Raw genomic sequence first — 24,371 nt, 5'->3', positions numbered from 1 at the left:
CCTTCGGGCAGCGGCGCCACCCCTTCTTCATCTTCTTGAAAATATCCCCGCCGGAGGCTCCTGCGCGCTCCACAGACGCCTCCGGCCAGAGATGTTAATCAGACCGCGGCCAGCGCGTCCACCAGACGACCGGCGCCGTGGCGATAGGGGTCCACCGCAGGCAGACCCATCCGGCCCTCGACTTCCTTCAGGTAGGCCACGGCCTCCTCCTCACCCAAATGCTGGGTGTTGACGGAAATTCCGACGATCTTGCAGTTCTTGTTGGCCCGTTGCGCCAGCGGCAGGGCCACATCGCGCAGTTCCTCAAGCGTGGGCACATCATAATCGGGCAGACCGCGCATGTGGGTGCGGGTGGGCTCGTGACAGAGGATCAACGCGTCGGGCTGGCCGCCATGCACCAGCGCCATGGTCACACCGGAGTAAGACACGTGGAACAGCGAGCCCTGACCCTCGATGAGATCCCAGTGATCGTCATCATTGTCGGGCGTCAGATACTCGATTGAGCCCGCCATAAAGTCAGCGATCACCGCGTCCAGCGGCACGCCGTCGCCGGTGATCAGAATGCCGGTCTGACCCGTGGCGCGGAAGGTCGATTTCATACCGCGGGCCTGCATTTCCTTGTCCATGGCAAGCGCCGTGTACATCTTGCCGACCGAACAATCGGTGCCCACCGCGAGGCAGCGCTTGCCGCGACGCTTGACGCCATCGGCGATCGGATATTGCACAGAAGGCACCCGCACATCATGTAGGGTACGCCCGGTGGCCTCTGCCACGGCGGCCAGATCAGGTTCATCACGCAAGAGGTTGTGCAAGCCGGAGGCAAGGTCGAACCCCTCTTCCAGCGCCTGCACCAGAACTTTCTTCCACTCCTGACTGATCTTGCCGCCTCGGTTGGCGACACCGATCACCAGCGTTTTGGCGCCAGCGGCCTTGGCGTCTTCAAGCGTCATCTCGGTGAGGCCAAGATCCGCGCCACATCCTGGCAGGCTGATCTGGCCCACCGCATGGTCGGGGCGCCAGTCGCGGATGCCGATGGCCACTTTGGCGGCCAGCATGTCGGGCGCGTCGCCGAGGAACAGGAGATAAGGGGTCTCGATCATATCCAGCGTCCTTTTTTGGAATTCGTCAGAGTCCAAAGTAGCTTGCGGCAATCGAGCTGCAACTTCCTGTCTAATTCGCCGATGCAGCGGGGGATTGGGGTGAAATCTTCGACCATTGGTCAAATCCTGCGAAGAATCTCCCGCCATTCCCCGATACGCGCCCAAGATGACGCGCCAGGGCGTCGGCCTCTTTGCGCCTGCGGCATGGGGATGATGCTGCAACTGCAAATAGCGCTTGCCAAGTGTGCGGTAACGAAATACCAAAATCACAACGCATTTTGGAATTTAAGAACCCGGAGAACCCAGTATGAGCTTTCGCCCGCAGCCCACACCCCCGGCCCGCCCCAACCGCTGCCAGCTGTTTGGCCCCGGCTCCAACACAAAACTCTTTGCCAAGATGGCAGCGTCGGCTGCGGATGTGATCAACCTCGATCTCGAAGATTCCGTGGCCCCGTCGGACAAGGATCAGGCCCGCGCCAATGTGATCGACGCCATCAATACCGTCGATTGGGGGCGCAAAACCCTGAGCGTGCGCATCAACAGTCTCGACACGCCCTATTGGTACCGCGATGTGGTGGACCTTCTGGAGCAGGCGGGTGATCGGCTCGACCAGATCATGATCCCCAAGGTGGGCTGCGCAGAGGATGTCTATGCTGTCGACGCGCTTGTGACCGCGATCGAACGTGCCAAGGGCCGCCAGAAGCCGATCAGCTTTGAAGTCATTATCGAATCTGCGGCAGGTATCGCTCATGTCGAGGCCATCGCCGCCAGCAGCCCGCGTCTGGAGGCCATGAGCCTCGGCGCGGCGGATTTTGCCGCCTCCATGGGCATGCAGACCACCGGGATCGGCGGCACACAGGAGAATTACTACATGCTCCATGAGGGCGCCAAACATTGGTCCGACCCGTGGCACTGGGCCCAGGCCGCAATCGTCGCCGCCTGCCGCACCCATGGGGTGCTCCCGGTGGACGGGCCTTTTGGGGACTTCTCCGATGACGAAGGGTTCATGGCCCAGGCAAAACGCTCCGCGACGCTGGGCATGGTGGGCAAATGGGCGATCCACCCCAAGCAGATCGCATTGGCGAATGAGGTCTTTACGCCTTCGGATGCTGCCGTTGCCGAGGCGCGCGAAATCCTGGCTGCGATGGAAGAGGCCAAGGCCACAGGCGCCGGCGCAACCGTCTACAAAGGGCGTCTGGTCGACATTGCGTCCATTAAACAGGCCGAAGTCATCGTGGCGCAATCCGACCTCATCGCACAGAACAGCTAAACCCGGCCCAATGCTGTCGGGGCCCGCGCGATACGGCCTCAGGCTTCTTCTAACCAAAAATATCCCGGAGCGCGAGGCAGAGCCTCGCTCCCTTGCGCTCTTCCCCGATAGGAATGGGTTCGGCTCACACGCCGAACCCTTCATCGGAGCGCAAGGCGCAGCGCGTGCCTGCGGGGTCACTGAACTCCGCAGTGCTGCCCCAGGAATGGTGACGGAGTCGCACCTCCACACCGCGTTGCCGCAGTTTCTCAGAGCTCGCTTGGACATCCGGCACATTGAATCGTAACTTCAGTGGCAGTCTGGCCAGAGCTGCGGCGGGATCGTCTTCGGGTTCGATCATCAAATAGGCGCCGCCCAGATCAAAGGTGCTCAGGGTCTCTCCGGGACGATTGATGCGATGGAGCAATCTCAGTCTCAAGCAATCGCGATAAAAGGTGACGCAGGCCTGATACTGCGGCGTGAACAATATGAGACCCGCTGTGGTGATTTTCATACTGGCTGTCCCCCGAAGATGGCCGTCACGAAAACGAGTCTCGGATCTCAAGCGGGGTTGAGGTCAAGCGTGTAGTCTAAGCGCGAACGACAGGGTGCGCGATCTGTGTGGCTGCGGTGAAGATGACGAGCAGGAGGGCGGAGCGCTCCCGCCCCTTTTAGGGATCAGGGCAAGCCTGATCCAAAAGCGTTGGGCCAAGCCGGGGCCGCGCCGAAGGCGCGGCCCCGGCCCTGCGGCGGCGCGCGCAGCGCGGCGCAATTCCTCAGTCCCAGGGTGTATCAGCAACACGATGACCGGCGTGACCCGGGATGGGGCGCCGTATCCGTCTTGCGGTTTGGGCGATCCTCGGATTGGGCGGGGATCTGAATGATGAGGACGACGAGTTTGTTGACTATAAGGAGGCGGCGCCGCCAGATCGGAGTTGGACGGGTGTATCCACCCGCGCGCTAAACGTTGTCTCTGCACGCTTCCCGTTCGGGAAAGCCGGTTCCAGGAGCGGCCGGGGTGTCAACCCGGCCGATGATCGCGATCTCTCAGGAGCTTAGCGGCAGTTCAATAGGATTTCCCTGCCAGGGCGTACGGGGGCTGCGCAACACATTCTGCCGAAAGCGTGCTCAGGCGCGCTGATCCTTGGGCGAGCCCATCACCACATAGGTGGTGATCGCAGTCACAAAGGGCGAGGTCCCAAGGATCTCGGTGTGAAACTGCTTGTAGCTTTTGAGGTCGGCGCATTCGACCCGCAAGAGGTATTCGATGGTGCCGGTGATGTTGTGGCACTCCACCACTTCAGGCGCGCTGCGCATGGCGCGCTCAAAGGCTTCCTGCGCCTCTTTGGTGTGCTCTCCGAGCCCCACGCCGATATAGGTGACAAACCCCACGCCCATCGCCTCGCGGTCGAGCACCGCACGATAGCCGGTGATGACGCCGGCGCGTTCAAGCTCCTGAACCCGGCGCAAGCAGGCCGAGGGCGACAGGCCGACCCGGTCCGCCAGCTCGAGATTCGAGATCCGACCATCGCGGCCCAGTTCTTGCAATATCTGCTGGTTTATTTTGTCAGTCTTCGCCATTTGTTGCAAATAATGCCCGGGCTAACACAAAAACACAATTTCATTTCCGCATCTGCGCCGCAAGATATTGCGCATGATGACCTATGATCTCCTCGCAGCGCTTGCGCTTTTTGCCTTCGTCTCCTCGATCACACCGGGGCCGAACAACCTGATGCTGATGGCCTCTGGCGCCAATTTTGGCTTTCGGCGCACCATTCCCCATATGCTGGGCGTGGCGCTTGGCTTTGTGTTCATGGTGCTGCTGGTCGGCGCGGGGCTGGTGCAGGTCTTTGATGCCTACCCGGTGAGCTACACCGTGCTCAAAGTTGGCTCGGTGGTCTATCTTCTTTATCTGGCGTGGAAAATCGCCAATGCGGGCGCTGCCAAAACCGGCGCAGACGGGGATGCCGGTACCCCGATGACCTTTCTGCAGGCGGCGGCCTTTCAATGGGTGAATCCCAAGGCCTGGGCGATGGCGCTCACTGCGATCAGCGCCTATACGCCGGATCATACGCTCTGGGCAATTTTGGTTGTGGGGGTGGTCTTTGGGGCGATCAACCTGCCGTCCGTGGGGTCCTGGACCGTGCTTGGGCAGCAGATGGCGCGGTTCTTGACCAGCCCCAAACGACTGACGCTCTTTAACTGGACCATGGCAGTGCTGCTGGTGGCCTCGCTCTATCCGGTGATCTGGCCCAATTGATCTCGCACATCAGGAAAGAATGATCCCCCAAAGAGGGGTCGCGTGGATGGGGAGCGTGCAGAGCGCCCATCGAGGGCCCCCTGCACGCCTTTTCGCTCTCGCGAAAAGCGGCGCGCTCAACGCAGGGGCAGCACGATTTCCGTGAGCAGTTCTTCGGGGGCGGTGGCGCGGGGATCGTTGAGATAGATCTCATAGCAGGGCTGATCGGCCGGGGTCTCGCCCGATTGCGGCAGCCAGCCACCAAAAAGACTGTCATAGGCCGCTGCAAGCCCCGCATAGGGGCCCTTGAAGGTGAGCACCGCCGCCTTGCCGCCAGGCAGCGCAAAGGGTTCGAGCCCCTCCGGCGTGCCATCGCCGCGATATTCCGCTCCGGCATAACTGCGCAACTGATCTTCGGGCATCTCGCCCGGCGCATCGAGGTACACGCCGAGCACCGGCCCCAGCTGCGGCCAGAGGTTGCGACTGTTGGCGAGCGCTGAAAAATGCTCGAACGCGCGCCCGATCTCGGCATAGGGGCCGCGGTGCGGGACGGTGACGAGGTGGCGCGCGGGTTCATCGCGCAGGGTGACATTGTGCATAGAAAGCTCCTTTGGATCGCGAAGTGCAAGCGGCGGCAAATGCAGCCCCTTGGCGCGGAAGGCTCCGGGCGCATCGCCATAAGCCGCAGTAAAGGCACGCGAAAAGGAATGTCGGCTGGGGTAGCCCACGGTGGCGGCGATCTCCTCGATCGAGGCATCGGAATGCGCCAGCGCCACGGCAGCGCGGTGCAGCCGGATACGGCGCACCGATTGGCCGCAGGTCTCGCCGGTGAGGGCGCGAAACACCCGGTGCCAGTGAAACCGCGACATCGCCGCCACATCCGCCAGCCGGTCGAGGCTGAGATCCCCGGCCGGGTTGTCGTGAATATACCGGAGCACCCGCAGGATGCGATCCTCGTAACTCTGGGCCATGCTTTTGTCCTTTGGTCGTCGTGCCGCCTCGTGATGCCAGAAGCGGGCGTGACAAATCTTGCTGAGTTTGCGCAAGGCCCTCAGGCGACGCATTCTGCACGCTCAACAGTGGCAAAGCCCCGCCGCGACCGCGTAGGAGGGGGTGCATATCCTACACGGAGAGTTGCATCGGACGCAGCGTAAGTCCATATAACGAGCAAACCGTGACAGTAGAGACAGCATGACCCAGTATCTGGAATTCGAAAAACCCCTCGCTGAGATCGAAGGCAAGGCGGAAGAGCTGCGGGCGTTGGCGCGCACCAACGAAGAAATGGATGTGGTGGATGAAGCCGCCGCGCTCGACAAGAAAGCAGCGCAGCTTCTGAAGGATCTCTATGCGGATCTGACCGCGTGGCGCAAATGTCAGGTGGCACGCCACCCTGAGCGGCCCCACTGCAAGGACTATATCGAAAAGCTCTTTACCGAGTACACGCCGCTGGCAGGGGACCGGAATTTTGCCGATGACCTTGCGGTGATGGGCGGTCTTGCGCGCTTTAATGACCAGCCGGTGGTGGTGATCGGCCACGAGAAGGGTTCTGACACCAAATCGCGTATCACCCATAACTTTGGCATGGCGCGTCCCGAAGGCTACCGCAAGGCCGTGCGCCTGATGGAGATGGCGGGCCGCTTCGGTCTGCCCGTCGTCACGCTGGTGGATACCACCGGGGCCTACCCCGGCAAGGGGGCCGAAGAGCGCGGCCAGTCCGAGGCGATTGCACGGTCGACCGAGATGAGCCTCAAGATCGGCGTGCCGGTGATTTCCGTGATCATCGGCGAGGGTGGCTCTGGCGGCGCTGTGGCCTTTGCCACCGCCAACCGCGTCGCGATGCTGGAGCATTCGGTCTATTCGGTGATCTCGCCCGAAGGCTGTGCGTCGATCCTTTGGAAAGACGCCGAGAAAATGCGCGAGGCTGCCGAGGCGCTGCGTTTGACCGCGCAGGACCTGAAGGCGCTGGAGGTAGTGGACCGGGTGATCCCCGAACCCCTGGGCGGCGCGCATCGCGATCCCGAAGCCAGCTACCGCGCGGTGGGTGCAGCCATCAGCGAGATGCTGGCGGAAATGAAGGACATGGACGCCAAAGCGCTGATCAAGGATCGGCGCCAGAAATTCCTCGACATCGGGTCGAAGGGCCTGGCCGCCTGATCGCTGCTGAAAATGAATAAGAAATTTAAAGCCCTCGCCCAATTGGCGGGGGCTTTTTGGTGGCGGCGCCGGGCTCAGAGCAGCGGGCGATTGTTCTTGAGATGACGCGCCACCAGCTTGCGCTGCAACTTGCCCGTTGGGATCTGAAACGCGGGCTCAGGGACAAAACCCCAGGTCTGGATCTGCGGAAAGATCGCCAGGATTTCCGCGCGCGCCTCGGCAGGCATTGCCTTGATCGCCTCGGGCCCGGGGAAGAAACTCTCGGTCGGCGCGCCTTCGGCAAAAATCACCTCGTGGCGATCAAAGACAAGGTGGAAATATTCCACATCCTCTTGTGTGTTGTCTTCAAAGATCCCCGGCAAAACGGTGAGCTGGTGCGCCGCCAACAGCACATCGGTCTGGCCAAACATGCGTTCGCAGATTTTCGAAGACACCAGCATGCGATGCTGGCGCGAAACGAGAAGATCGCGTTTTGGCAGGCCGTTGCCCAAGGCACCCGCCACGATCCGCACCGGAGCGAGCTTGGGGTTGGCGCGCAGCTCTGCTGGCCGGATCTTGCGACTCATGGGCAGGCGCAGCGGTTTGAAGCTGCCGTCGCTGGTGCGCACCATGGTGCCCGGGCGCAGCATCTCGACCGGCATCAGGCCGTTTTGCGTCTCGATCAGGGTGCCGCGCACAAAGCAGGTGATCGTGCTGTAGAGTGTCGGCGCGGTGGTGTGGCTCTGATAGCTGCCGAGCGTCGCCCCCTCGGTAAAGGCCGATCCCGGCCCGGGGATGAAATACCAGCTGTTGTTTACATTGAAAAAATAGAAGGTCTCCACATGAGGAGTGCCGCTGGTGTCGGTAAAGGAGACATTAATGTCATACGGAGCCCCGTTGGTCACATAGGAGGGCCCGCCGTCAATGCTGACGGTTTCGTTGCTATCGCCATTGCCGTTCAGAAAAGCGTCGTCATCGGTGATGACCGCTGTGTAGGATGTATTGTACTGGGCGTTATACCCAGTTCCTGACCACCTGAACGCTGTAACCGTATACTGCGCCACTTACTCTCACCTCGTGTAGAGCGACCTGATCCACTGCGGTCGGTCGCCTCAACCCATGCCCAGTTTTATTATTTTCAAAATTGTGGCACAGATTTAGCGATAAAACGACAAAAATTAACCGTGTTGTCCAGCGGGCAGGGGTGGGTTTGTTGTAGGGTGTGGTCGCGATGCACAGGCGAGATTGGCCCCTCTGCGGAGTCAATCTTTGGCGTTCAGAAAGCTCTCGAGCGCCTCAGAGACCTGTTGTGCGGCCTCTTTTCGATCCCCCGTCACATTGAGCGCGGCACGCAGATAGACGCCGTCGATCAGGGCGGCAAGCTTGGTCGCAACCGCAGAGGCATCGGGCGTCAGGGCGCGCAAGTCATACATCAGATTGCTGTGCAGCCGTCTTTGATAAAGTTTCATCAAATGTGCGGCCTGCGGGTTGGATTGCGCCAGCGCATAGAAACTGAGCCAGGCCGACATCTTGCGCGGATCAAACACATGGGCGGCAAAATTGGCGCGGATGATCGCCTCGAGCCGGCCGCGGGGGTCTTTGGCCTTGGCAAGCTCGGCGCGCACATCGGCGGAAAACTCCGCCAGAATGAAGCGCATGGCGGCAATGAGCATCTGCTCCTTGCTGCCAAAGTAGTGATGCGCAAGGCCGCTGCTCATGCCCGCGCGGCGGGCGATCTTGGCCACGGTCACATCGATCGAGCGGGTCTCACCGATCTCGTCGATCACCGCAGAGACCAAGGCGGCGCGGCGCTTTGGCTCCATTCCAAGTTTGGGCATGGCTGTCTCCTGCGTCTGGTGCCTCTTGGACATGACAAGCGCCCCGCAACGGGTCAAGGCCGCTGTCGCGCCTCGGGTGCGAAGGTTGCCGTGAGGCAGGAGGTCGCATGGCCACAAGGCCGCGCGGTCCGCGCCGCGCCTGTGGGTCAGCTGAGGCGCGCGCCGCTTGGGTCAAAGACGTAGGATTTGCCTTCGGCGATGCTCAGGCGCAGGCCCTGGCCCGTGCGGATGGCATGCTGCCCAAAGAGCCGCAGGGTGATCTGGTGGCCGTGGCAATCCGCGATGACATTGGTGTCACCGCCGAGGTGTTCAACATGCTTTGACGTCACCTCGAGGAGGCCGGCGTCATCCAACCGGAGATCTTCGGGACGTACGCCAAGCGTGTTGGGGTTGCCATCTTCGAGCAGGGCAGCGGGCAGGAAGTTCATCGCCGGAGAGCCAAGGAAGCCCGCCACAAACTGATTGGCCGGGTTGTTATAAAGCTCCATCGGAGAGCCGATCTGTTCGACACGGCCATCGCGCAGCACCACGATTTTATCCGCAAGGGTCATCGCCTCGGTCTGGTCGTGGGTGACGTAGATCATCGTTGCGCCCAGTTGTTCGTGGAGATTGGCGATCTCCAGCCGCGTGTTCATACGCAGGGCCGCGTCGAGGTTTGAAAGCGGCTCATCAAAGAGGAACAGCTTGGGGTGGCGCACAATGGCGCGGCCAATGGCAACCCGCTGGCGCTGACCGCCCGAGAGTTCCGACGGGAAGCGGTCGAGGTAATCGCCCAGGCTCAGCATACGGCTGGCTTCGGCCACGCGTTCCTCGATGGTTTCCTTGCTTTCCTTGGCCTGTTTCAGCGCCAGCGACATGTTGTTGCGCACGTTGAGGTGCGGATAGAGCGCGTAAGACTGAAACACCATGGCGATGCCGCGTTTGGAGGGCGGGGTCTGGTTGACCACCTCGCCCGCGATGCACACCTCGCCCGAGGTCACATCCTCAAGTCCCGCGATGGTGCGCAGGAGGGTGGATTTGCCACAGCCCGAGGGGCCGACAAAGACGACGAACTCGCCCTCATCGACCTCGATGTTGATGTCCTTGAGGACATGCACATTGCCGAAGGATTTGTTCACATTGGTCAGGGTCAGCGCGGTCATGGCGTTACCTCATTGAGTTTGACAGGGGCGCCGCTGCGGACGCTTTCATCGGCGGCCAGGCAGATCGCCAGCGACTGCACGGCGTCCTGCGCGTGGCGGGAGAGGTCGAGATCCTCACGGATGGCGCGCAGCATATAGGCCTGTTCGGCGTCACAGAGCGCCTGGTGGCCGGGTTCATCGGGCAGGTCGATCAGCTGGTCGCCCTCGGGGCGGTGCACCAACAGCCCGCCGACGCGGGTATGGCCGTCCACATCCGAAGAGCCGGACTTGTCGGCTTCGGTGATCGAGACCGAGCCTTTGGGGGAGATCACATCTTTGACGAAGAAGGCGGTCTCCGACATCATCGGCCCCCAGCCCGCCTCGTACCAGCCGACAGAGCCATCATCGAATGTGACCTGAAACTGGCCGTAGTTATACATATCGGGCGCAATCTCGTCCGAGAGCCGCAGGCCCATGGCGTTGACCTGAACGGGTTTGGCATCGGTGATCTGGCACCAGACATCCACGTAATGCACGCCGCAATCGACGATGGGCGCGGTGGTCTGCATCAGCGCCTTGTGAGTTTCCCACTCTGCGCCCTTGCTTTGCTGGTTCAGGTTCATGCGGAACACATACGGTCCGCCAAGTGCGCGGGATTCCTCAATGAGCCGCACCCACGAGGGGTGGTGGCGCAGGATATAGCCCACGACCAGTTTGCGGTTCTTGGCCTTGGCGGTGGCGACCACCCGGCGGGCGTCCTTCACCGTGGTGGCGAGGGGTTTTTCGACAAACACATGCGCGCCGGCCTCCATCGCGGCCACGGCATAGTCGGCGTGGCTGTCGGAGTAGGTGGCCACGACCACCAGATCCGGTTTTGTGTCCTCGAGGGCCGCGTGAAAGTCGGTGAAGACCGGATAGCCCTGAAGGTCGGGGTGGTCGACCTGACCTGAGCGATTGACGAGGCCGACGATCTCGGCGCCGTCCTGTGTGTGATGCGCGAGCGCGTGGGAGAGGCCCATGTTGCCGAGGCCAGCGATCAGAACACGGGTCATGATGTGGCTCCTTTGTGGTTTGAGCTTTCACGCCCTCCCGCGACCGGGCGCTGCCCTTCTGTGGTGAGGAGAGAAACCATCATTTCACCGCCCCCGACGTGATGCCGCGAATGAGCTGGCGGGAGAAGATCACATAGAGGATCAGCACCGGCAGGATCGCCATCGACAGCGCCGACAGAACCGCGTTCCAGTCGGTCACGAACTGGCCGATGAACACCTGGCTGCCGAGCGTCAGCGTCTTGGTTTCCTCGGCGGGGGCGAGGATCAGTGGGAACCACAGATCGTTCCAGATCGGAATCATGTTGAAGACCGCGACGGTGGCCAATGCAGGGCGCACCAAGGGCAGGACCAGCTTGAAAAAGATCGTGAATTCACTGAGCCCGTCGATGCGACCAGCGTTTTTTAGGTCATCACTCACCTGTCGCATGAATTCACTCAGGATGAAGACCGCGAGCGGCAGGCCTTGGGCCGTGTAGACGAGGATCAGCGCCCAGAGCGTGTTCACCAGCCCCGTCGACACCATCATTTCAAGGATCGCCACGGTGCCGATGCGGATCGGGATCATGATCCCGAGCGCGAGATACAGTCCCATCAGCATATTGCCGCGAAAGCGATATTCGCTGAGCGCAAAGGCCGCCATGGCCCCAAACAGCAGGATCAGCGTGAGCGAGCCGACGGTGACGATGAAGGAGTTCTGAAAGTAGAGGAAGAAATCCCCCTGTTTCATCACCGTCTGATAGCCCACGAGGGAGAAGCTGTCCGCATCCGGCAGGGCCAGCGGTTCGCGGAAGATCTTTTTGCGGGTCTTGAAGCTGTTGATCAGGATCACAAAGACCGGAAACAGCGCAATCAAGGTGTAGATGATCAGCGCGCCATGCATTGCAGCCGTGTTGATCGGGTTGGAGCGTGCGGAACTCATGAGTGCCTCCCGTCAGAGCTGGTAGCGGCGCATCCGGGTCTGGATGCCGAAGAGATAAAGACAGACGCCTACAAGGATGATCGCAAACATTGCCCCTGCAATCGCGGACCCCATATGCGGATCGCCAAGTTGCAGCTGGAAACCAAAGAACGTCCGGTACATGAATGTGCCCAAGATGTCAGTGGAGAAATCAGGCCCCGCCAATGCGCCTTGGGAGGCGTAGATCAGGTCGAAGGCGTTGAAGTTGCCCACAAATGTCAGGATCGAGATGATCCCGATCGAGGGCAGGATCAGCGGCAGTTTGATCTTCCAGAAGGCGGACATGCCGGTGACGCCGTCAATTTCGCCCGCCTCGAGCATTTCTTCGGGGATCGACAGCAGCGCGGCATAGATCAGCATCATCGGGATACCGACGAATTGCCAAACGGAGATCAGCGCCAGCGTGGTGAGGGCGTATTCTTCCTTGCCGAGCCAGGGTGCAAAGAGCGATTTCAGACCGACCGCATCCAGCATAGAAGGCGCGATGCCCCAGATGGGCGACAGGATGAGCTTCCACGCAAAACCCACGATCACAAAGCTCAGGATCGTCGGGATGAAGATCGCGGAGCGATAGAGCGCCGCAAAGCGCAGGCGCGGATGGCTCAGGAGGGCCGCAAGGGCGATCCCGATGGGGTTTTGCACCAGCATGTGAATGAGGAAGAACCAGAAGTTGTTTCCCAGCGCGTTCCAGAATTGCTCTGACCAGATCGGGTCAAAGAACAGCGTGCGGAAATTCTCCAGCCCCACATAGACGCGCTCCTGATCGATCTCCTGAAAGAGAGCGAGGCGCAGCGTGTTGAAGAGGGGGAAGATCATAACCGAGGTGTAGATCAGCACGGCAGGGGCCAGAAAAATGGCGATATGCCAGCGGATGCGGGGCTTTTGCATGGGAACCTCCGGTCCAGTTCCCGGACGCGCGGAGTGGCGCGTCCGGGGATGTTACAACAGTGGTTTGCTTGTCGTTTCGGGGACTTACTGTTGCGGTTCGTACCAGGTTGCGAGACCCGACTGGAGTTTTTCGCCCAGAGCTTCGGGCGTTTCGGTGCCTTTGATTGCGGCAACGGATGCGCCCCAGGTCTCGTTTTCGAGGTTCGGCGTGCCGCGCGACAGGATCTGGTAGGTGGAGCGGATGGTGCTCTCGCACTCGCCACGCCAGCTTACAAATTCCTTGGCCAGCGGATCTTCGAGCTCAACCGGCGCATTGGAGAGCGGGAAGAAGCCCGGCAGAGCGTTGCCGAAGATGTCCGCGAACTCGGGCGATGCGACCCAGGCGAGGAAGGCCTTGGCGGCTTCGGGGTGCTCGGTGGAGGCGTTCATGCCAATACCAATGTCGGTGTGGTCCGAGATATAGCAGGTGTCGCCTGCGGATTTGACCGGAGCCTTGAAGGCGCCCATTTCAAAATCGGCTTGCGCGTTGAAGCCAGAAATTTCCCAGCTGCCTGCCGGATAGATCGCCGCGCGGCCCAGCGTGAAGAGGTTCTGGCTGTCAGGATAGGTCTGCGCCTCATAGCCGTCGCCCAGATAATCCGCCCATTTGGCGAGGGTCGCATAGGGGGCAACCCATTGTTCGTCGGTGAGCTTCTGCTCGCCCGCGATCAGGGCGCGACGGCCTTCTTCGCCTTTCCAGTAGTTCGGGCCGATGTTGTTATAGCCCATGGTGGCGGCTTCCCACTGGTCGTTGGTGCCCATCGCCATCGGGATATAGCTGCCGTCTTCCTTGATGGTCTCAAGCGCGGCAAAGAATTCGTCTTCGGTGGTCGGAACCTCAAGGCCGAGCTCTTCGAAGGCCTCTTTGTTGTAGATAAAGCCGTGGATCACGGAGGCCATCGGCACACAGAAGCTCGCGGAGCCATCGTCGGTCTGCCATGCGGATTTGGCGACGTCAGAGAAGTTGCTCATCGCGTCCATATCATCCAGCGCGGCGAGGTGGCCCGCCTCATAGAGCGCAAGCGAGGCGTCAAACGGGCGGCAGGTGATCAGATCACCAGCAGAGCCTGCGTCCAGCTTGGAGTTCAGGACCGCGTTGTATTCGGTCGGCGCGCTGGGGGTGAATTTCACCTTGATGCCGGGGTTTGCGGCTTCGAACGCGGGGATGATCTTGTCCTGCCAGAGCGTCAGGTCGTCATTGCGCCAGCTTTCGACAGTGAGGGTGACATCCTCGGCCAGTGCGGAAGTGGCCACCAGGGCAGTGCCCGTCAGCGCGGCCATCATAAACTTACTTTTCATCGGTCTTCCTCCTATTGGAATGAATTATTGTTGTTTTTCTTGTGTGTTGAGCGACAGGAGCGCCGGGCGCAGCTTGCCACCAGTTGTCTCCAGGCGCGCGTTGGCGTCTGCGAGGTCGGATGCGCCCGCCGCAATCAGGATGGCGCTTTTTACGTTGCCGTTTGCGGCCTCGATGGCCGCAGTGGCGGTGTCTTCGTCGGCGCCGGTGATCCGGGTCACGATCTGGCGGGCGCGGATGCGAAGCTTGATGTTGTCGGCGCGCAGGTTGATCATCATGCCGTCGTGGACATGGCCGAGATCAATCGCCATCAGCGTCGACAGCATATTGAGCGCGATCTTCTGCGCAGTGCCTGCCCCCATGCGGGTGGAGCCTGAGACGACTTCGGGTGGGGTCGGCAGAAGGATCGCGTGATCGGCGATGCCCAGCAGTGCAGAATTGGGGTTGTTCGCGATCCCGATGACGCATGCGCCCTGCGCCTTGGCGCGTTCGGCCCCCGCAACCGTATAGGGTGTGGTGCCGCTGGCGGAGACGCCGATCAGCACGTCGTTGGGGCCGATGCTGGACAGCGCGCGTTCGAGGTCTGCGGTCTCATCCTCGGTGCCACCGGGCATCTCTACACCGGTGGGCATGCCACCTGCCATGTGGATGCGCAGCTGTTCTGCCGGGATGGAGAATGTCCCTCCGAGCTCCAGAGCGTCGGCAGCGGCCATGAGGCCCGACGAGCCAGCTGCTGCATAGTGGAGCGTACCGCCCGCCCGGATGGCCTGCGCCATGGCTGTTGCGCCTGAGCAGATGGGATCTGTCGCCGCGCGCGCCGCGCCTGAGGCCTCTTGCTGGGCCTCAGCCAGGATCTCTGCCACCTCGTGCAGGGGGCGGGCGTCGAGGCCCTCGGCTTGGTTGTGCAATTGTTCCGTGGCAGCGGTCGACACGTGATTCCCTCCAGGTTTGCACCAACAATACCCATTTGATACCTTTTGTCCACCATTACGTTTTGGTACGCCTTGGTATCTTAATTTTACCTTTGAAATCGCCGGTTTCAACGATTTTGCCGGTAATTCTTGTGCGGTTGGTCCTGTTTCTATCTTCCAAAAACCGTTTTGGTATCGTAATGGTATTTTCATGACGGATGCATTGAAAACCTCTGTTCTGGCTCTTGATGGCGGCGGCACGCGGTGCCGGCTGGCGCTCTGCGATGGTCATTCTGTCATCGCGGTAGAGACGGGGTCGGCGAATATTTCCACCGATATGGTGGGGGCCGTGGCGCAGGTGCGTGACGGGCTGGAACAGCTTGCGGTCAAGAGTGGCGCGCCGGTCGAGGCGCTGGCCATGTGCCCGATTTATATCGGGATTGCTGGGGTGACGGGACCTGAGATCGCCGGGCGGTTTGCCGAGGCACTTCCTTTTGAGCGGGTGCGCGTGACCGATGATCGCCCGACGGCGCTTGCGGGTGCCCTTGGCGGAGCGGACGGACTGATCGCGCATTGCGGCACCGGGTCGTTTTTTGCGGCGCAAATCGACGGGCGCTCTCGATTCGCGGGCGGTTGGGGGTCGGTGCTGGGCGATCCGGCTTCGGCGCAATGGGTCGGGCGACGTGCGCTCGCCTGTACCCTTGAGGAGGTCGATCAGCTGCGAGAGGTTTCTGAACTGGGGGCGCATCTTTTGGCGCGTTTTGGCGGATCGGCTGAAATTGTCGCCTTTGCGGTCACGGCGCGGCCTGCGGATTTTGGCCGGGTGGCCCCGGATGTGACAGCCTTTGCCGCCAAGGGCGATCCGCTGGCCGTCGAGATCCTGACCGATGCCGCCCATGAGATTGCCATCACATTGCACAAGATGGGCTGGAAGGCGGGGTTGCCGCTGTGTCTGACCGGCGGCATTGCGCCGCAGTTTCGCGCCTATCTGCCCCCAGCGATGCAAGAGGCCTGCATTGCGCCACGCGGCACTCCGCTCGATGGGGCGATCGCGCTCGCCCATGACTTTGCCCGGGAGGTCCGAGATGACGATCACTGAGTTCCTGAAGCCTGAAAGCTGGTTCGATCAGGGCGCGGGGCCGCGCTATGTCCAGCTGCGCCGCCGCCTTGAGGATGCGATCCAGTCCGGTGTTCTGCCGCCCAACAGCTCTTTGCCGCCAGAGCGCGAGATTGCCGAGATCACCGATATGTCGCGCGTCACCGTGCGCAAGGCGATGCAGGAACTGGTGCAGCAAGGCGCGATCGAGCAGCGGCAGGGATCTGGCTCTTTTGTGCGCGAGAGCACGGCCCGGGTCGAGCAATCCCTGCGCCATCTGACGTCCTTTACCGAGGACATGCAGAAACGCGGGATGGAGACCACGTCGAAATGGCTGGAGCGGGGGGTTTTTATGCCCACCGAAGAAGAGATCTCCGTGCTGGGTCTCGGCGCTGAGGAGTCTGTGGCGCGGATCTACCGTCTGCGTGAGGCGGGCGGGCAGCCGATGGCGCTGGAACGGGCAGCGCTGCCGCTTAGTGTTCTGCCCAATCCGCTCGAGGTGACGTCTTCGCTCTATGCAACGCTTGGCCAGATCGGGCATCGCCCGGTGCGGGCGGTGCAAAAGATCTCTGCGCTCAATCTGGATTCGAATGACGCCAAACTCTTGAACGTGGCCGAAGGCACTGCCGGGCTGCGCATCCAGCGGGTGTCCTTTCTCGAGGACGGTCGCGTCGCGGAGCTGACGCGCTCGCTGTATCGCGGCGACGCCTATGACTTTGTCGCGGAGTTGCAACTATCGGGCTGATCGCCCTGAGCAATGTGCCCGCGGTTTCACATCTACCCTCAACAACTGATCTGCTCAGTGAAAGGTATTGAACCATGAACGCCACTCAAACGCAGATGCGTCGAGAAATCAACGAGATCCCGGACGCGGTCGAGCGTCTCCTCACCGAAGGTGCTGGCGCGGTTGCGGCCACCGCGGCCGATATTCGCGACCTGCAGCCAAGCTATCTCTTGTCGGTGGCGCGGGGGTCTTCGGATCATGCGTCGACCTATCTGAAATATGCCAGCGAGTTGCTTCTGGGTCTGCCGATGGCCTCGGTGGGGCCCTCGGTGAAATCCATCTATGGCGTTGACCTCCATTGCAAAGGCGCGCTGAGCATCTCTGTGTCGCAGTCGGGCAAAAGCCCCGACATCGTGCAGCTGACCTCGGCGTTTCGCGACAAGGGGGCCTATACGGTGGCGATCACCAATGACGCTGGATCACCCCTGGCGGAAACGGCTGCAGCGGTTCTGCCGATCCATGCCGGGCCTGAGCTGAGTGTTGCGGCCACCAAGACCTTTGTCACGTCACTGGTGGCGGGGCTCTGGGTCTTGGCAGAGGTCAAACAGGACGCCGCCCTCCTCGAGGCGATCCTGCGCCTGCCGGGACATCTGGCCAAGGCCAAGGATTGCGACTGGAGTGCGGCCATTGAGGCCATCGATGGTCAGTCGCTCTACACGCTCGGTCGCGGCCCAAGCTGGGCGATCTCGAATGAGGCGGCGCTGAAGTTCAAGGAAACCTGTCAGATCCACGCCGAGAGCTACTCGGCGGCAGAAGTGTTGCATGGCCCGGTGTCGATTGTGGGTGAGAACTTTCCGGTGATCGCCTTTGCCGCCGCCGACGCCGCCGAAGAGAGCGTGGGCGAGATGGTTGCCGCACTGGGGGACAAGGGTGCGCGGGTCTTCGCCACCACCCACAAGGCCAAGGGCGCAGAGGTGCTGCCGCATGTGCGCACGGACCACTGGATCACCGATCCGATTGCCTCGATCGTATCGTTTTATGGCATGGTCGAAGCCGTCGCGGCCCGCCGTGGTGTGAACCCGGATGCGCCGCGGCATCTGAACAAGGTGACGGAAACCGTATGATGCATCCCCTTACGACCTACCTCGGCGGGCCGATCTTTGATGGCAAGCACGTGCTGCAAGGCTTTGGCGCGCAGTTTCGCGAGGGCGCGCTTGTGGCGCTTGCCCCGGTGGCGGAGCTGCAAGAGCAGGGGGAGGTGATTGACCTAGGTGGGGACCTTCTGTCGCCCGGCTATGTCGACCTGCAAGTCAACGGCGGCGGGGGGGTGATGCTGGGCGATGCGCCCAATGTCGAGACCATTCGCAAGATCTGCGCGGCGCATCGCAGCCTGGGTGCCACCACGATCCTGCCGACGCTGATCACCGACACCGCCGAAAAGACCCGTGCGACACTTGAGGCCGGGATTGCCGCGCATGAGGCCGGCGTGCGTGGGTTTGGCGGGTTGCATCTGGAAGGTCCACATCTGTCGGTTGCTCGCAAGGGCGCCCATGACGCCAACCTGATCCGCGCAATGGATGACAGCGACCTTGCTGCGATCTGCACGGCGGCTGCACGCTTGCCCAAGCTCAAGGTCACGGTGGCGGCAGAAAGCGTCACCCCGGAGCAGGTGATGCGGATGGTCGAAGCGGGTGTGCTGGTATCGCTTGGTCACACGGATGCGCCCTTTGATACCTGCGTGGACTATGTGCGGGCCGGTGCGCGCTGTGCCACCCATCTGTTCAACGCCATGAGCCAGCTTGGCAACCGGGCGCCGGGGCTGGTGGGAGCGGTGCTTGATACCGCAGAGCTTTCGGCGGGTGTGATTGCGGATGGGATCCATGTACATCCTGCAAGCCTGCGCGCCGCCTGGCAGGCAAAGCGGCGCGGCCCCGGGCACCTGTTCCTCGTCTCGGACGCGATGGCAGTTGCCGGGACCGAGGATCGCGAATTCCTGCTCGAAGGCCGCCGGATCACGCGCAGTGACGGACGGCTGTGCCTGTCGGATGGGACTTTGGCTGGTGCGGATCTTGATCTGACCACGGCCCTGCGGGTTCTGGTCAGCCAATGCGATGTGCCGCTCGCCGAGGGGCTAGAGGCGGCAACATCTGTGCCCGCCGCCCTGATCGGCAAGTCGGTGGATCTGACGCAGCCGGGACAGAAGCAGGTGGATATGATCCGCATCAAGCCGGAGCTCAGCGCCGCCGCGCCGGTACTGCCCTGAACACAAAGGGCTGACCGGCCTACCGCGCGGGTATGGCGGTATCCGGCGCCCTGAGCGTTCAGGACGCGGCGAGGGTTCCCTTAGGTCAGCGCCATTCTGGCGTTTTCCTCTGCGCGGATTGCTTTAGACTTGGATCAAACGGCTGCCACGGAGATCCATCATGAAGCTGACCGTGAACGGGACCGAATATGAGGTCGATGTCGAGCCCGAGATGCCCCTTTTGTGGGTGCTCCGGGATGAGCTGCATATCAAAGGTCCGAAATACGGCTGTGGTATCGCGCAATGCGGGGCCTGCACGGTCCATGTAGACGGAATGGCGGTGCGTTCCTGCCAATTGCCGGTGGGGGCGCTCGAGGGTGAGGTGACCACCATCGAGGGGCTCGGCACGCCCGAGAGCCTGCACGCGGTGCAAGCGGCCTGGGTGGCGCATCAGGTGGCACAATGCGGCTATTGCCAGTCCGGCCAGATCATGCAAGCGGCGGCGCTGCTCGATCTGAACCCAGCGCCTACGGATGAAGAGATCGACGCGGTGATGTCCGCAAACCTCTGCCGCTGCGGCACCTATCCCCGCATTCGTGCTGCGATCCATGACGCCGCGCAAAAGCTGAGCGAGGCCTGAGCCATGAGCCGAGCTGGAACAATCGCCCGTCGTACATTCCTGATTGGCTCTGCCGCGATTGCCGGGGGCGTCGCCTTTGGCGTTTACATGGCAAAGAAGCCGATCCCCAACCCGTTGCTGGATGATCTGAAGGAGGGGGAGGCTGCGATTACACCCTTTGTGAAGATCGACGCTTCCGGCATCACCCTGATCACGCCGCGCGCTGACAAGGGGCAGGGGGCCTATTCCATTCAGGCTTATCTGATCGCAGAGGAGCTCGACATTGACCCGGCCACCGCGACGCTCTCTCCGGGGATCCCGGGGCAGGCCTATTACAACGGCACAGTCCTGAGCGAGGGCGCACCGGTTCCGGCCTATCAGGAGGGCTTTGTCGCCGAGACGCTGCGCGATTTCATGGCGGTGCCGGCAAAGCTGTTCTCGATCCAGATCACAGGGGGGTCATCCACTGTCCCCGATGGGTTCGAGCGCATGCGCCTTGCCGGAGCCACGGCGCGTGAAACCCTGAAAGAGGCGGCGGCCCGGCGCACTGGGCTTTCGCGTGCGGCGCTGAAAACCCGTGAGGGCGCGGTCATCCTGCCGGATGGTACCGAGATCGCCTATACGGATCTTGCGGCAGAGGCCGCAGAGATCGATCCCATCACGGATGTCGCCTTGCGGCCAGCATCCGAGTGGCGGTACCTGGGCAAGCGCGATCTGCCGCGCCTTGATATTCTGCGCAAATCGACCGGGACCGAGGTCTATGGCATCGATCTTGATTTTCCGGACATGCTGCATGCCACCGTGCGGGCCAACCCCGCCGTCGGTGCGGGCGTGGCCCGATATGATGCCAGTGCAGCCGAGGCCCTGCGCGGTGTTGAGAAGATCCATCCGGTGACGAGCGGCGTCGGCGTGATTGCCAACAACACATGGCGGGCCTTTCAGGCCGCAGAGGCGCTTGAGATCGAGTGGCGCAAGCCCGACTACCCCGGCAACTCAGAGGGGATCTTTACCGCGCTCGAAGAGGCGCTGGGCGATCCCGATCACTATGATCATCGCCAACGCAACGAGGGCGACGTGGATGCCGCGCTGGGCACAGACGGCACCACAGGCGACATCGTCGAGGCGCGCTATCGTGTGCCGTATCTGGCCCATGCGCCGCTGGAGCCGATGAATGCCGTGGTGCGGGTGCGTGAGGGGCAGGTGGAGATCTGGACCGGCACGCAGATCCCGGTCTTTGTCCGGGACCGCGCGGCAAAAATCGCCGGGGTCTCGACCGAGGCTGTCAAGGTCTATGTGTTGCCCATGGGGGGCAGCTTTGGGCACCGTCTTGAGATGACCCATGTGGAGCAGGCGGTGGAGCTGGCGCTGGCCGTGCCCGGGCGGCATCTGAAGCTCACCTGGAGCCGCGAAGAGGACATGAGCCACGACTATCCGCGCCCGGCGTCGGTGGCGGCAGCGCGGGGCAAGGTGGCGGCAGGCAAGGTGGTGGCCTTTGATCTCTCGGTGAGCCAGTCGGCCATGGCCCCGGAATGGTTTGGTCGCCTCAGCGGGATGAGACTGCCGGGGCCGGATGCGACTATCACCACAGGGGCCTGGGACCAGCCCTTTGATATTCCCGATTACCGCGTCACCGGCTATCGCGCGCCCAGTATGGTGCCGGTATCGTCCTGGCGCTCGGTGGGCGCGTCGAGCAATGGGTTCTACCACGATTGTTTTCTTGATGAGCTGATCCATGCCGCCGGGGCCGACCCGCTGGCCGAACGCATCCGCCTGTGTCTGCATGACCCGTCGCGCAGGGTGCTGGAGGCCGTGGGCGAAATGTCAGGCTGGGATGGTCCGTCTCTTGGCGCGGGGCGCGGGCGCGGTGTGGGCTTTTGCATGTCCTTCGGGGTGCCCTGTGCGCAAGTCGTCGAGGTCACGCAGACGGAGGCGGGTATCCGTATCGATCGGGTCCATGTGGCGGTGGACGTCGGCGAGGTGCTGGATCCCACCAACCTTGAGGCGCAGGTCTTTGGTGGGGTGATCTTTGGGTTGGGGCACGCCATGAATTGCGCGCTCACCTATGAGGATCACGCGCCGCTGGAGACCAACTATCACGCCTATGAGGGAATGCGGCTCTACCAGGCGCCCAAGATCGAGGTCCGCGCGCTGAGTACAGGCAGTCGTATCCGGGGCATCGGTGAGCCCGGGGTGCCGCCCGCAGCGCCGGCCCTTGCCAATGCGATCTTTGCCGCCACCGGGCAGCGCATTCGCGAGTTGCCGCTGAATAAACATATCGATTTCGTCTGAGGAGGGCCGGACATGCAAAAAGGATTTGCCATTGTGGCGCTCGCCTCGATCGCTGGGACGGCTCTGGCCGAGGGCTCAGTGACCCTGCCGGAGGAAGGCAGCATCAGCCGTAGCGAGGGGCAGGCCGCGTTTGAGCGGATCTACGAGGTCGTGACCCACCCCAGATGCGCCAATTGCCATGTGGGTGATGACAATATCCCCATGTGGTCGGGGCCAAGCTATGGTGCGCCGCAACCACATGGCATGAACATCAACGCCGGCGAGAGCCGCATCGGTGCGGAGTTCCTGCCCTGCCAGACCTGTCATGTGGTGTCGGATGATTTCAACACTGCTCCCCATGCCGCGCCGCGCTTTGGCATTGCCTGGCAATTGGCGCCGGTGGAGTTTGAATGGTTCGGCAAATCCCGCGCCGAGATCTGTGCACAGCTCAAGGACCCTGAGCGCAACGGCGGGCGCGACTGGCGAGGAATGGTGGAGCATCTGGAACACGACGCCAGCCTCAATGGGCCGGTGGCCTGGGGCTGGTCTCCGGGTGCGGGGCGGGAGCCTGCGCCCTACAGTCTGGATGGTCACATCAATGACATGGCGCTTTGGGGCGCGGCGGGCCAGCCCTGTCCGTCTGGGGGGTAGCAAGGGATTAGGTCGCAGCGGGTTCGAGAAGCGTCGCCGGTCGCCACGCGAGGAAACGCGGATGGCAACCCCCTTTGTGGCTCGGTGCCACCCTGCGGCACAGTCGGGGGCTGTCATGGGCATCCGCAAGCCCTGTTGGCAATCTGAACATTCGCATTTGCGCATGCAAATGGGATTGCTCTGGGTGAGCTGCGCTGAGAATAATAATATGTAAGCAAATCTGGGTGTTGGGGTGAAATTTATTCCCAAGATTGCCCGGAGTAGGCTTGTCAAACTCCGGGTGTTCGCCAACACTGCCGCCATCGGGCTGGCGGCCTATGTGCCGAACAGTTCCAAGAATCGAGAAAAGACTAGGGGAGGTCCTATGAAGACCACGACTGTATTGACACTGACGTCGCTGCTGCTGGCGTCTGCGGCGCCGCTGAGCGCGGAAACCCTGCGCTGGGCGCGTTCTGGCGATGCGCTGACGCTGGATCCGCATGCCCAGAACGAAGGGCCCACGCATACCGTCCGTCACCAGATGTATGAGCCGCTCATCATCCGCGACGTGACCGGCGCGTTTGAGCCCGCATTGGCGACCGAATGGGCACCCAAGGAAGGCGATCCCAACGTTTGGGTGTTCAAGCTGCGTGAGGGCGTGAAGTTCCACGGCGGCGAGGATTTCACCGCTGAGGATGTGGTGTTCTCTTTTGAACGCGCCAAGCAGGCCAACTCCGACATGAAGGAGCTTATTGGCTCCATCACCGAGGTGCGCGCTGTTGATGATCTGACCGTCGAGATCGTCACCGATGGTCCGAACCCGATCCTGCCGTCGAACCTCACCAACCTGTTCATCATGGACAAGGGCTGGACCGAGGCCAACAACACCGTGAACGTGCAGGATTTTGAGGGCGGCGAAATCACCTATGCCACCACCAATGCCAACGGCACCGGTCCCTATGTGCTGCAAAGCCGCGAGCCGGACGTCAAAACCGTGATGACGCTCAACGAGAACTACTGGGGCAAGGACCAGTTCCCGCTCGAAGTGACCGAGATCGTCTACACGCCGATCCAGAATCCCGCGACCCGCGTGGCAGCGCTCTTGTCGGGTGAGATCGACTTCCTTCAGGACATGCCGGTGCAGGATCTTGACCGCGTCAGCGGTGCAGATGGTCTGATGGTGCGCAAGGCGCCGCAGAACCGCGTGATCTTCTTTGGCATGAACATGGGTGCCGATGACATCGAAGCCGACAACGTTGATGGCAAGAACCCGCTCGCTGATGTGCGCGTGCGCAAGGCGATGTCGATGGCGATCAACCGCGATGCAATCCAGAAGGTCGTTATGCGCGGCCAGTCGCAGCCGGCAGGCATGATCGCGCCGCCGTTTGTCAACGGCTGGACCGAAGAGATGGACTCGGAATCCAAGACAGACATCGAAGGCGCCAAGGCGCTGATGGCCGAAGCGGGCTACGCGGATGGCTTCTCGATCCGTCTGGACTGTCCCAACGACCGTTACGTCAACGACGAGCCGATCTGTCAGGCCGCCGTGGGCATGCTGGGTCAGATCGGGATTACCGTGAACCTCGACGCCAAACCCAAGGCGCAGCACTTCCCGCTGATCACCGATGGCAAGACCGACTTCTACATGCTGGGCTGGGGCGTGCCGACATACGACTCCGAGTATATCTTCAACTTCCTCGTGCATGGTCGTGAGAGCGACATCGGCACCTGGAACGGCACCGGCTTTGACAATGACGAGCTGGACGCGAAGATCAAATCTCTGGCGTCGAACACCGATCTTGAAGCGCGCAACCAGGACATCGCAGATATCTGGCGTGTGGTTCAGGACGAGCAGCTCTATATCCCGATCCACCATCAGGTGCTGAACTGGGGCATGTCCGAGAAGGTCGACATCGCTGTCGATCCCGAGGATCAGCCGAAGGTCAAATACTTCAAGATGAACTGAT

The 24,371-nt window shown here is 61.8% G+C and carries 23 protein-coding genes; 11 read left to right on the top strand and 12 right to left on the bottom strand.

All coding sequences use genetic code 11. From position 1 onward, the window contains the following. Window positions 1-98 precede the first annotated feature (98 nt). Complete coding sequence (dgcN, locus tag TM1040_RS01230) at window positions 99-1,100, bottom strand: N-acetyltransferase DgcN (RefSeq protein WP_011536786.1); 1,002 nt, start codon at window positions 1,098-1,100, stop codon at window positions 99-101. Window positions 1,101-1,407: 307 nt separating this feature from the next. On the opposite strand from dgcN, the gene TM1040_RS01225 reads away from it, so the two are divergent. Continuing rightward, entirely contained in the window at window positions 1,408-2,370 is a 963-nt protein-coding gene (locus TM1040_RS01225) for an L-malyl-CoA/beta-methylmalyl-CoA lyase (protein ID WP_011536785.1), read from the top strand. A 124-nt stretch (window positions 2,371-2,494) separates the two neighbouring features. Here TM1040_RS01225 and TM1040_RS01220 read toward each other — a convergent pair whose 3' ends face one another. Together TM1040_RS01220 and TM1040_RS01210 are read right to left on the bottom strand one after the other, a co-directional pair. Beyond that, the gene (locus TM1040_RS01220; RefSeq protein ID WP_049763163.1) at window positions 2,495-2,863 is read right to left on the bottom strand and encodes a VOC family protein; all 369 of its coding nucleotides are present in this window, start codon (window positions 2,861-2,863) and stop codon (window positions 2,495-2,497) included. Window positions 2,864-3,477: 614 nt separating this feature from the next. Beyond that, a complete protein-coding gene (locus tag TM1040_RS01210) occupies window positions 3,478-3,930 on the bottom strand; it encodes an Lrp/AsnC family transcriptional regulator (RefSeq protein WP_011536783.1) in 453 nt (150 codons plus the stop codon). Window positions 3,931-4,006: 76 nt separating this feature from the next. On the opposite strand from TM1040_RS01210, the gene TM1040_RS01205 reads away from it, so the two are divergent. Next, on the top strand, window positions 4,007-4,609 hold the full coding sequence (locus TM1040_RS01205; protein ID WP_044026525.1) for a LysE family translocator: 603 nt from the start codon (window positions 4,007-4,009) through the stop codon (window positions 4,607-4,609). A 116-nt stretch (window positions 4,610-4,725) separates the two neighbouring features. Here the strand turns inward: TM1040_RS01205 and TM1040_RS01200 are convergent, their stop codons facing one another. Beyond that, window positions 4,726-5,559, bottom strand: a complete 834-nt coding sequence (locus TM1040_RS01200) for an AraC family transcriptional regulator (RefSeq protein ID WP_011536781.1) — start codon at window positions 5,557-5,559, stop codon at window positions 4,726-4,728. 220 nt (window positions 5,560-5,779) lie between these two features. Here TM1040_RS01200 and TM1040_RS01195 point away from each other — a divergent pair, with 220 nt between their 5' ends. After that, the gene (locus TM1040_RS01195; RefSeq protein ID WP_011536780.1) at window positions 5,780-6,742 is read left to right on the top strand and encodes an acetyl-CoA carboxylase carboxyltransferase subunit alpha; all 963 of its coding nucleotides are present in this window, start codon (window positions 5,780-5,782) and stop codon (window positions 6,740-6,742) included. Between the two features lie 74 nt (window positions 6,743-6,816). Here the strand turns inward: TM1040_RS01195 and TM1040_RS01190 are convergent, their stop codons facing one another. From TM1040_RS01190 to TM1040_RS01155, 8 genes are all read right to left on the bottom strand, one after another. After that, the gene (locus TM1040_RS01190) at window positions 6,817-7,785 is read right to left on the bottom strand and encodes a Hint domain-containing protein (RefSeq protein WP_011536779.1); all 969 of its coding nucleotides are present in this window, start codon (window positions 7,783-7,785) and stop codon (window positions 6,817-6,819) included. A gap of 198 nt (window positions 7,786-7,983) precedes the next feature. Continuing rightward, window positions 7,984-8,559 (bottom strand): choline-binding transcriptional repressor BetI, encoded by a 576-nt coding sequence (betI, locus tag TM1040_RS01185; RefSeq protein WP_044026436.1) that lies wholly within the window; start codon window positions 8,557-8,559, stop codon window positions 7,984-7,986. 146 nt (window positions 8,560-8,705) lie between these two features. After that, on the bottom strand, window positions 8,706-9,701 hold the full coding sequence (locus TM1040_RS01180; protein ID WP_011536777.1) for an ABC transporter ATP-binding protein: 996 nt from the start codon (window positions 9,699-9,701) through the stop codon (window positions 8,706-8,708). Beyond that, window positions 9,698-10,732 carry a Gfo/Idh/MocA family protein gene (locus TM1040_RS01175; protein ID WP_011536776.1) on the bottom strand — a complete coding sequence of 345 codons (1,035 nt, stop codon included), beginning with the start codon at window positions 10,730-10,732 and terminating at the stop codon, window positions 9,698-9,700. Before TM1040_RS01175 ends, TM1040_RS01180 begins: the two co-directional genes overlap by 4 nt. 79 nt (window positions 10,733-10,811) lie before the next feature. Further along, entirely contained in the window at window positions 10,812-11,651 is an 840-nt protein-coding gene (locus TM1040_RS01170) for a carbohydrate ABC transporter permease (protein WP_011536775.1), read from the bottom strand. Between the two features lie 12 nt (window positions 11,652-11,663). Next, window positions 11,664-12,578, bottom strand: a complete 915-nt coding sequence (locus TM1040_RS01165; RefSeq protein ID WP_011536774.1) for a carbohydrate ABC transporter permease — start codon at window positions 12,576-12,578, stop codon at window positions 11,664-11,666. An 84-nt stretch (window positions 12,579-12,662) separates the two neighbouring features. Further along, complete coding sequence (locus TM1040_RS01160; protein WP_011536773.1) at window positions 12,663-13,916, bottom strand: ABC transporter substrate-binding protein; 1,254 nt, start codon at window positions 13,914-13,916, stop codon at window positions 12,663-12,665. Between the two features lie 24 nt (window positions 13,917-13,940). Next, complete coding sequence (locus TM1040_RS01155; RefSeq protein ID WP_044026435.1) at window positions 13,941-14,846, bottom strand: N-acetylmuramic acid 6-phosphate etherase; 906 nt, start codon at window positions 14,844-14,846, stop codon at window positions 13,941-13,943. A gap of 190 nt (window positions 14,847-15,036) precedes the next feature. On the opposite strand from TM1040_RS01155, the gene TM1040_RS01150 reads away from it, so the two are divergent. The 8 genes from TM1040_RS01150 to TM1040_RS01115 all read left to right on the top strand — a co-directional run bounded on the left by TM1040_RS01150 (window position 15,037) and on the right by TM1040_RS01115 (window position 24,370). After that, on the top strand, window positions 15,037-15,924 hold the full coding sequence (locus TM1040_RS01150; protein WP_011536771.1) for a BadF/BadG/BcrA/BcrD ATPase family protein: 888 nt from the start codon (window positions 15,037-15,039) through the stop codon (window positions 15,922-15,924). Next, entirely contained in the window at window positions 15,911-16,666 is a 756-nt protein-coding gene (locus TM1040_RS01145) for a GntR family transcriptional regulator (protein WP_011536770.1), read from the top strand. The genes TM1040_RS01150 and TM1040_RS01145 overlap by 14 nt, the downstream gene beginning before the upstream one ends. A 74-nt stretch (window positions 16,667-16,740) precedes the next feature. Continuing rightward, window positions 16,741-17,769, top strand: coding sequence for an SIS domain-containing protein (locus TM1040_RS01140; protein ID WP_011536769.1), 1,029 nt, complete (start codon window positions 16,741-16,743; stop codon window positions 17,767-17,769). Beyond that, window positions 17,766-18,908 (top strand): N-acetylglucosamine-6-phosphate deacetylase, encoded by a 1,143-nt coding sequence (gene nagA, locus TM1040_RS01135; protein ID WP_011536768.1) that lies wholly within the window; start codon window positions 17,766-17,768, stop codon window positions 18,906-18,908. Before TM1040_RS01140 ends, nagA begins: the two co-directional genes overlap by 4 nt. A gap of 160 nt (window positions 18,909-19,068) precedes the next feature. After that, a complete protein-coding gene (locus tag TM1040_RS01130; protein ID WP_011536767.1) occupies window positions 19,069-19,527 on the top strand; it encodes a (2Fe-2S)-binding protein in 459 nt (152 codons plus the stop codon). Window positions 19,528-19,530: 3 nt separating this feature from the next. Continuing rightward, entirely contained in the window at window positions 19,531-21,795 is a 2,265-nt protein-coding gene (locus TM1040_RS01125) for a xanthine dehydrogenase family protein molybdopterin-binding subunit (protein WP_011536766.1), read from the top strand. 12 nt (window positions 21,796-21,807) lie between these two features. Continuing rightward, window positions 21,808-22,425, top strand: a complete 618-nt coding sequence (locus tag TM1040_RS01120) for a hypothetical protein (protein ID WP_011536765.1) — start codon at window positions 21,808-21,810, stop codon at window positions 22,423-22,425. Between the two features lie 364 nt (window positions 22,426-22,789). Then, window positions 22,790-24,370: an ABC transporter substrate-binding protein gene (locus TM1040_RS01115; RefSeq protein ID WP_011536764.1), complete on the top strand. Its 1,581-nt coding sequence runs from the start codon at window positions 22,790-22,792 to the stop codon at window positions 24,368-24,370. Window position 24,371: the final 1 nt, after the last annotated feature.

It is taken from the genome of Ruegeria sp. TM1040, from assembly GCF_000014065.1.
Lineage (GTDB): Bacteria > Pseudomonadota > Alphaproteobacteria > Rhodobacterales > Rhodobacteraceae > Epibacterium.
The sequence above is the reverse complement of the archived record's forward strand: the minus strand, read 5'-3'. Positions and strand labels throughout refer to the sequence as shown.

What these genes read in the sequence shown, in the direction of transcription:
- dgcN (WP_011536786.1), bottom strand. Translation starts at nt 1,100, where the DNA reads ATGATCGAGACCCCTTATCTCCTGTTCCTCGGCGACGCGCCCGACATG.
- TM1040_RS01225 (WP_011536785.1), top strand. Translation starts at nt 1,408, where the DNA reads ATGAGCTTTCGCCCGCAGCCCACACCCCCGGCCCGCCCCAACCGCTGC.
- TM1040_RS01220 (WP_049763163.1), bottom strand. Translation starts at nt 2,863, where the DNA reads ATGAAAATCACCACAGCGGGTCTCATATTGTTCACGCCGCAGTATCAG.
- TM1040_RS01210 (WP_011536783.1), bottom strand. Translation starts at nt 3,930, where the DNA reads ATGGCGAAGACTGACAAAATAAACCAGCAGATATTGCAAGAACTGGGC.
- TM1040_RS01205 (WP_044026525.1), top strand. Translation starts at nt 4,007, where the DNA reads ATGACCTATGATCTCCTCGCAGCGCTTGCGCTTTTTGCCTTCGTCTCC.
- TM1040_RS01200 (WP_011536781.1), bottom strand. Translation starts at nt 5,559, where the DNA reads ATGGCCCAGAGTTACGAGGATCGCATCCTGCGGGTGCTCCGGTATATT.
- TM1040_RS01195 (WP_011536780.1), top strand. Translation starts at nt 5,780, where the DNA reads ATGACCCAGTATCTGGAATTCGAAAAACCCCTCGCTGAGATCGAAGGC.
- betI (WP_044026436.1), bottom strand. Translation starts at nt 8,559, where the DNA reads ATGCCCAAACTTGGAATGGAGCCAAAGCGCCGCGCCGCCTTGGTCTCT.
- TM1040_RS01180 (WP_011536777.1), bottom strand. Translation starts at nt 9,701, where the DNA reads ATGACCGCGCTGACCCTGACCAATGTGAACAAATCCTTCGGCAATGTG.
- TM1040_RS01175 (WP_011536776.1), bottom strand. Translation starts at nt 10,732, where the DNA reads ATGACCCGTGTTCTGATCGCTGGCCTCGGCAACATGGGCCTCTCCCAC.
- TM1040_RS01170 (WP_011536775.1), bottom strand. Translation starts at nt 11,651, where the DNA reads ATGAGTTCCGCACGCTCCAACCCGATCAACACGGCTGCAATGCATGGC.
- TM1040_RS01165 (WP_011536774.1), bottom strand. Translation starts at nt 12,578, where the DNA reads ATGCAAAAGCCCCGCATCCGCTGGCATATCGCCATTTTTCTGGCCCCT.
- TM1040_RS01160 (WP_011536773.1), bottom strand. Translation starts at nt 13,916, where the DNA reads ATGAAAAGTAAGTTTATGATGGCCGCGCTGACGGGCACTGCCCTGGTG.
- TM1040_RS01150 (WP_011536771.1), top strand. Translation starts at nt 15,037, where the DNA reads ATGACGGATGCATTGAAAACCTCTGTTCTGGCTCTTGATGGCGGCGGC.
- TM1040_RS01145 (WP_011536770.1), top strand. Translation starts at nt 15,911, where the DNA reads ATGACGATCACTGAGTTCCTGAAGCCTGAAAGCTGGTTCGATCAGGGC.
- TM1040_RS01140 (WP_011536769.1), top strand. Translation starts at nt 16,741, where the DNA reads ATGAACGCCACTCAAACGCAGATGCGTCGAGAAATCAACGAGATCCCG.
- nagA (WP_011536768.1), top strand. Translation starts at nt 17,766, where the DNA reads ATGATGCATCCCCTTACGACCTACCTCGGCGGGCCGATCTTTGATGGC.
- TM1040_RS01130 (WP_011536767.1), top strand. Translation starts at nt 19,069, where the DNA reads ATGAAGCTGACCGTGAACGGGACCGAATATGAGGTCGATGTCGAGCCC.
- TM1040_RS01125 (WP_011536766.1), top strand. Translation starts at nt 19,531, where the DNA reads ATGAGCCGAGCTGGAACAATCGCCCGTCGTACATTCCTGATTGGCTCT.
- TM1040_RS01120 (WP_011536765.1), top strand. Translation starts at nt 21,808, where the DNA reads ATGCAAAAAGGATTTGCCATTGTGGCGCTCGCCTCGATCGCTGGGACG.
- TM1040_RS01115 (WP_011536764.1), top strand. Translation starts at nt 22,790, where the DNA reads ATGAAGACCACGACTGTATTGACACTGACGTCGCTGCTGCTGGCGTCT.